The sequence below is a fragment of the Buchnera aphidicola (Cinara pseudotaxifoliae) genome, from assembly GCF_900128595.1.
Classification (GTDB): Bacteria; Pseudomonadota; Gammaproteobacteria; order Enterobacterales; family Enterobacteriaceae; genus Buchnera_F; species Buchnera_F aphidicola_J.
In genome coordinates, this window is sequence record NZ_LT635894.1 from 1 (window position 1) to 5,996 (window position 5,996).

5 protein-coding genes are annotated in these 5,996 nt (G+C 28.2%); all 5 read left to right on the forward strand.

The annotated features are described in order from the left end of the window. The first annotated feature begins 161 nt into the window (after window positions 1–161). The 5 genes from leuB to repA all read left to right on the forward strand — a co-directional run bounded on the left by leuB (window position 162) and on the right by repA (window position 5,919). Window positions 162–1,262, forward strand: a complete 1,101-nt coding sequence (leuB, locus tag BUCIPSTX3056_RS02055; protein ID WP_075475043.1) for a 3-isopropylmalate dehydrogenase — start codon at window positions 162–164, stop codon at window positions 1,260–1,262. Next, window positions 1,259–2,647, forward strand: a complete 1,389-nt coding sequence (gene leuC, locus BUCIPSTX3056_RS02060) for a 3-isopropylmalate dehydratase large subunit (RefSeq protein WP_075475045.1) — start codon at window positions 1,259–1,261, stop codon at window positions 2,645–2,647. Before leuB ends, leuC begins: the two co-directional genes overlap by 4 nt. Window positions 2,648–2,685: 38 nt before the next feature. Next, entirely contained in the window at window positions 2,686–3,291 is a 606-nt protein-coding gene (gene leuD, locus BUCIPSTX3056_RS02065; RefSeq protein ID WP_075475047.1) for a 3-isopropylmalate dehydratase small subunit, read from the forward strand. A gap of 132 nt (window positions 3,292–3,423) precedes the next feature. Beyond that, window positions 3,424–4,971, forward strand: coding sequence for a 2-isopropylmalate synthase (gene leuA, locus BUCIPSTX3056_RS02070; RefSeq protein ID WP_075475049.1), 1,548 nt, complete (start codon window positions 3,424–3,426; stop codon window positions 4,969–4,971). A gap of 102 nt (window positions 4,972–5,073) precedes the next feature. Then, window positions 5,074–5,919 (forward strand): plasmid replication initiator RepA, encoded by an 846-nt coding sequence (gene repA, locus BUCIPSTX3056_RS02075; protein ID WP_075475051.1) that lies wholly within the window; start codon window positions 5,074–5,076, stop codon window positions 5,917–5,919. Window positions 5,920–5,996: the final 77 nt, after the last annotated feature.

Sequence of the window (5,996 nt, forward strand, 5' to 3'; positions counted from 1 at the left end):
AAGTATGAACTATTAAAAAAAAAAAAAAAAGATTGTTTAGTAAAAAATAGATGCAAAATAACCTTTTAAAAAAAAAAAAAAAAAAAAGAAAGAAATAATACCTTTAATATAGTATACTGTAATTCAATCAATTATTTTTAGAAATTATAAGAAGATTATCAATGAAAAAATCATTCAGTATAGCTGTACTTCCAGGCGATGGAATTGGACCTGAAGTTATGTTAGAAGCATACAAAGTTTTAAACGTTATTAATTGTCAGTCAGGTTATAAAATAAATACTCGAGAATTCGATATTGGTGGTGTAGCATTTGATAAATTTGGTACTCCTTTACCCAAAAAAACACTAGATGGTTGTATTAATTCTGATGCTATTTTATTTGGATCTGTAGGAGGAAAAAAGTGGTCATGTTTATCTAAAAAAAAACAACCCGAAAGAGGCGCTTTATTACCACTCAGACAATTTTTTGATTTATTCATTAACATTAGACCTATTAAGTTGATTAACGCCTTAAAAAAGCTTTCTCCGCTGCGAGAAGATATAGTAAGTAATGGATTTGATATCTTATGTGTTCGAGAGCTTGTAGGAGGCATATATTTCGGTTTACCTAAAGGAAGAAATACATTTGATAAAAAAAATATTTCTGCTTTTGATACAGAAATTTATTCTACTAAAGAAATTGAAAGAATTGCAAAAGTTGCTTTTAGCTTATCTTTAAAAAGAAGAAAGATTGTTGTGTCTGTAGATAAAGCAAATGTTTTAGAAAGTTCAGTTTTATGGAGAGAAGTAGTTACTGCAGTGTCCAAACAATTTCCAGAAGTTACGTTACATCACTTATACATCGATAACGCTGCCATGCAGCTTATAAAAAATCCTAGTCAATTTGACGTTTTATTATGTTCCAATATGTTTGGTGATATTTTATCTGATGAATGTGCCATGTTAACAGGTTCAATTGGAATGTTGCCTTCAGCTAGTCTGAATAAAAAATTTTTTGGATTATTTGAACCTGCTGGAGGATCAGCTCCTGATTTAAAAGGTAAAAATTTAGCTAATCCTATTGCTCAAATTCTTTCTTTAGCTTTACTTTTTAAATACTCTTTAAACTTAAAATATATAGCTGAAAAAATTGAGTTGGCTGTAATAAAAACTTTAAAGAAAGGGTACCGAACAATAGACATTTCAGATGGTAAAAATTATATACATACTAATCAAATGGGGACTAATATTGCTAAAACTTTATCTGAGATAATAAAAGAATGAATACAACGTTATATCAAAAAATATTTAATTCACATTTAATATATAATAATGAAACTATTACACCAATTATATATATTGATCTTCATTTAATACATGAAGTAACTTCCCCTCAGGCATTTAGTGGATTAAGAGAAAAAAACAGAGTCGTGCGCAGACCTCAAAAAACATTTGCGACCATGGACCACAATGTCCCCACTCTCTCTAGGGACTCTGATTCTTCTACTGAAATGGCAAAAATACAAATGTCAACTTTATTAAAAAATTGTCATGATTTTAATATTTCTTGTTATGATTTAAAAAACACGAATCAAGGTATTGTACATGTTGTGGGTCCTGAACAAGGTATGACTTTACCTGGAATGACAGTTGTTTGTGGAGACTCACATACTTCAACTCACGGAGCTTTTGGTGCGTTAGCTTTTGGAATAGGTACTTCTGAAGTAGAGCATGTTTTAGCTACACAAACATTACCGCAAAATTATATGAAGAATATGCGTATATATATTTATGGATCTTTACAAAAAAATGTATATTCTAAAGATATTATTTTAAAGATTATTCATCAACTTGGTACTTCAGGTGGATCTGGTTATGTTATTGAATTTACTGGTCCTATTGTAAAAAAAATGAGTATGGAAAATCGAATGACTATTTGTAATATGGCCATTGAATTAGGTGCAAAATCCGGAATTATTCAACCTGATAATATCACTTATGAATATTTAAAAAATAAAAATTTTGTTCCTAAAAACAAATCCTGGAAAGAATATACGAAACTATGGAATTTATTAAAGTCTGGATCAAAATCTATTTTTGAAAAAGATATATCTATTGATATATCAAATTTATCTCCTCAAATAACATGGGGAACTAATCCGTCACAAGTAATTTCTATTAAAAATAAAATTCCAAAATTAAAATCTTTTCGAGATAAGGATCAATTAGAAAATGCAAAAAGATCTTTAGAGTATATGGGATTAAAACCTGGAACTAGTTTAGTTAATATTCCAATTAACAAAGTATTTATCGGTTCTTGTACTAATTCTCGTATTGAAGACTTGCGAATAGTGGCTTCAGTAGTTAAAAACAAAGTAATTGCGGATAATATAGAAGCATTAATTGTTCCTGGATCCGGTTTAGTAAAAAAACAAGCTGAAAAAGAAGGTTTAGATAAGATTTTTAAAAAATCTGGTTTTCAATGGCGGCATGCTGGTTGTTCCATGTGTTTAGGTATGAATGAAGATCAGTTAAAACCTTACGAAAGATGTGCTTCTACTAGTAATAGAAATTTTGAAGGAAGACAGGGATTGAATGGTCGAACTCATTTAATGAGTCCTTGGTTAGCTGCACAAACAGCTTTGTATGGAAAATTCGTTAATGTTTAATTATTTTTTTATAAACCTTTTGAGATAATTTTATTATAATGCAAAAATTTATACAACACATAGGTATTGTAGCTCCTTTTGATACATCTAATATTGATACTGATATCATTATTCCTAAACAGTTTTTACAAAAAATTGATAAAGTTGGATTTGGTAAAAAATTATTTTTTAATTGGAGATTTTTAAAATCTAACAATACATTAAAAAATCCTGATTTTGTTTTAAATAAAAAAATTTATCGTAATGCTAGCATTTTATTAACACGTAATAACTTTGGATGCGGATCATCTCGAGAACATGCTGTTTGGGCTTTAATGGATTATGGTTTTAAAGTAATTATTGCACATAGTTTTTCTGATATTTTTATAAACAATTGCTTGAACAATCGTTTGTTATTAATTTCCTTATCCAAAAAAATAATAGATAAATTATTTTTAATACTAAAAAAGAAAAAAAATGTCTTATGTATGATTAATTTATTAAAAGAAACCGTAGTAATTGATAGTTATTGTATTAAATTTATGATTGATTCCGTTCATAAACAATCAATTATGTACGGGTTTGATAATATTGATTATACTTTAAAACATGAAAAGAAAATAGATTTTTATGAAAAAAATCATTCTGTATATAATTTTTATTAAAAAAATATTTTATTTATATTATTAATTTCAAAATAAAAAAAATTTCCTTAGATGATTTTTATTTTTAAAAATGAATCATCTGAAGGAAAATAAATTCTAAATGTTTTCTATTAATTAATTTACGAGATATATATGAAAGAAAGAATCATTATTTTAGATACAACATTACGTGATGGCGAACAAGCTTTACAAGCTAGTTTAAACCCAAATGAAAAAATACAAATTGCTTTAGCTTTAGAACGCATGGGGGTAGATGTTATTGAAGCAGGTTTTCCTGTTTCATCACCAGGAGATTTTCAATCGATACAATCTATTTCTAAAGTTCTTAGAAAAAGCAAAATATGTAGTTTAGCTCGCTGTTTGTTTAAAGATATTGATATAGCTGCAAAATCTATGAAATATGCTCAGAACTTTAGAATTCATCTTTTTTTGGGAACTTCTAATTTACATATATCATCTAAATTAAAAAAAAATTTTAATGAAATTATAGATATGGCAACATCTTCTGTTATTCAAGCAAAACGTTACACTGATGATGTTGAATTTTCATGTGAAGACGCAGGACGTACTTCTATTGATAATTTATGCAGTATAATTGAATCCGTAATAGAAGCAGGAGCTACCACTATTAATATTCCAGATACAGTTGGATATACTACTCCTACACAATTTAAAAATATCATTTCTTCTGTATTTCAAAAAGTAAAAAATATACACAAAATTATTGTTTCAGTTCATTGTCATAATGACCTAGGAATGGCCGTAGGAAACTCCATTAGCGCTATTGAAGCTGGTGCTAAACAGATTGAAGGAACTATGAACGGTTTAGGTGAAAGAGCAGGAAATACAGCTTTAGAAGAAGTAATTATGGCGTTACATGTACATCGAGATATTTTAAATAAATACACTAATATTAATCTAAAAGAAATTTATAAAACCAGTAAAACAGTTAGTCAATTTTGCAATATGCCTATTTCAGCAAATAAAGCAATTATAGGAAAAAATGCATTTTTACATTCTTCTGGTATCCATCAAGATGGAGTATTAAAAAATCGAGAAAATTACGAAATTATTGATCCGATTTCTATTGGATTGAATCATTGTAAATTAAATTTAACTTCTCGTTCTGGAAGAGCTGCTGTTAAACATCGTATGCAACAAATGGGGTATCGAAAAGATGATTATAATTTAAATGAGTTATATATTGATTTTTTAAAATTAGCTGATAAAAAAGGACGAATTTTTGATTATGACTTAGAAGCTTTAGCATTTTTTAAAAAACAACAAAGTCTTCGAGAATACTTTAAATTAGAATATTTCGACGTACAATCTAAATTATCAGGTTTGTCTGTAGCATCTATTATTTTAATTTGTGGAAAGGAAACAAACATCCAAAAAGCCACTACTAGTAATGGTCCTGTGGATGCAATTTATCAAGCTTTAAACAAAGCAACTTTGTATTCTATTACTTTAAAAAAATTTCACTTGGTTGCTAATGGAGAAGGTAAAGATGCATTAGGAAAAGTAGATATTGTAGTGCAATATAAATCACGAAATTTTCATGGAGTAGGTTTAGCCACTGACATCATTGAAGCTTCAGCGCAAGCAATGGTGAATGTATTAAACTATATTTGGAAATCTACGCAAGTTAACAAAGAGCTTGAAAAACTCAGTAAATAATTAATTTTTAAAAAACTATTTCTCGTGTATTCTATTAGAAATAGTAGTTGTTGTTTAGTTTGTATAATTAATGATTTTATAATAATTTACTATAGGTTATCCATGTCAGAAAAAAAATATGTATATAATCCATATCCACAGTTTATTCAACCAGAAAATCATAAAAAACGTCCTATTTTCATTCGATATGCCATGGAACGTTCTGCGACGATTGACGTAGCTCAAAATAAAATTTATTTATCTATTTGTAATTTTAAAAACCCAATTACTGGACGAACTCTTCCACGTAAAAGACGTTTAAACGAACATCGAGCTCGTGCTCTTCGGGCTATGGTACAAGCCATGCTGTATCATTTCAACATCGCCTCTACCCTAGTCATGGCCTCTGTAGAGAAATTATCGGACGCATGTGGATTATCTACATACTCTAGCGCGGGTAATAAGTCTATCACTAGAGCTTCGCGATTAATCACTGATTTTATGGAACCAATTGGATTAATTAGTTGTCAAAAAGTATGGGACAAAATTTTAGGAACATATATTCCTAAAATTATATTTTTACAACCTTTATTTTTTATGTTATTCAATATTTCTCAATCACAATTAATACAAACTAGAATTGCTCAGTTACAATGGATAAATATCCGGAGAACACAACAAAAAAAATTTCAAATAAATCTTTTTGAAGTTGAGCAGAAAGAAAAAGATAAATACATTAGAAAAGCTTTTTGTTTTAGAAACTCAAGACACATGTTTAGCAGACAGAAAAAACAAGCTTTAAAAATAATTCAATTAGAAGAAAAGTACGCTCGTTCACAAATTTTAAAAAACCTAATAAAAAGATATTCAGTTGAAGAATTGTGTTCTATAGGTTTAATTGATTTAAAAAGAAAAGTTGATTTAGAGTACGTGAGGTTGCGGCAATTAGCCCAACACCCAGTACCATAGTCTACCTAGCGAAACATTTAAAGTATCACAATTACTACATATTTTAATTTAAGTATATATTTTTATAAAAATTTCTT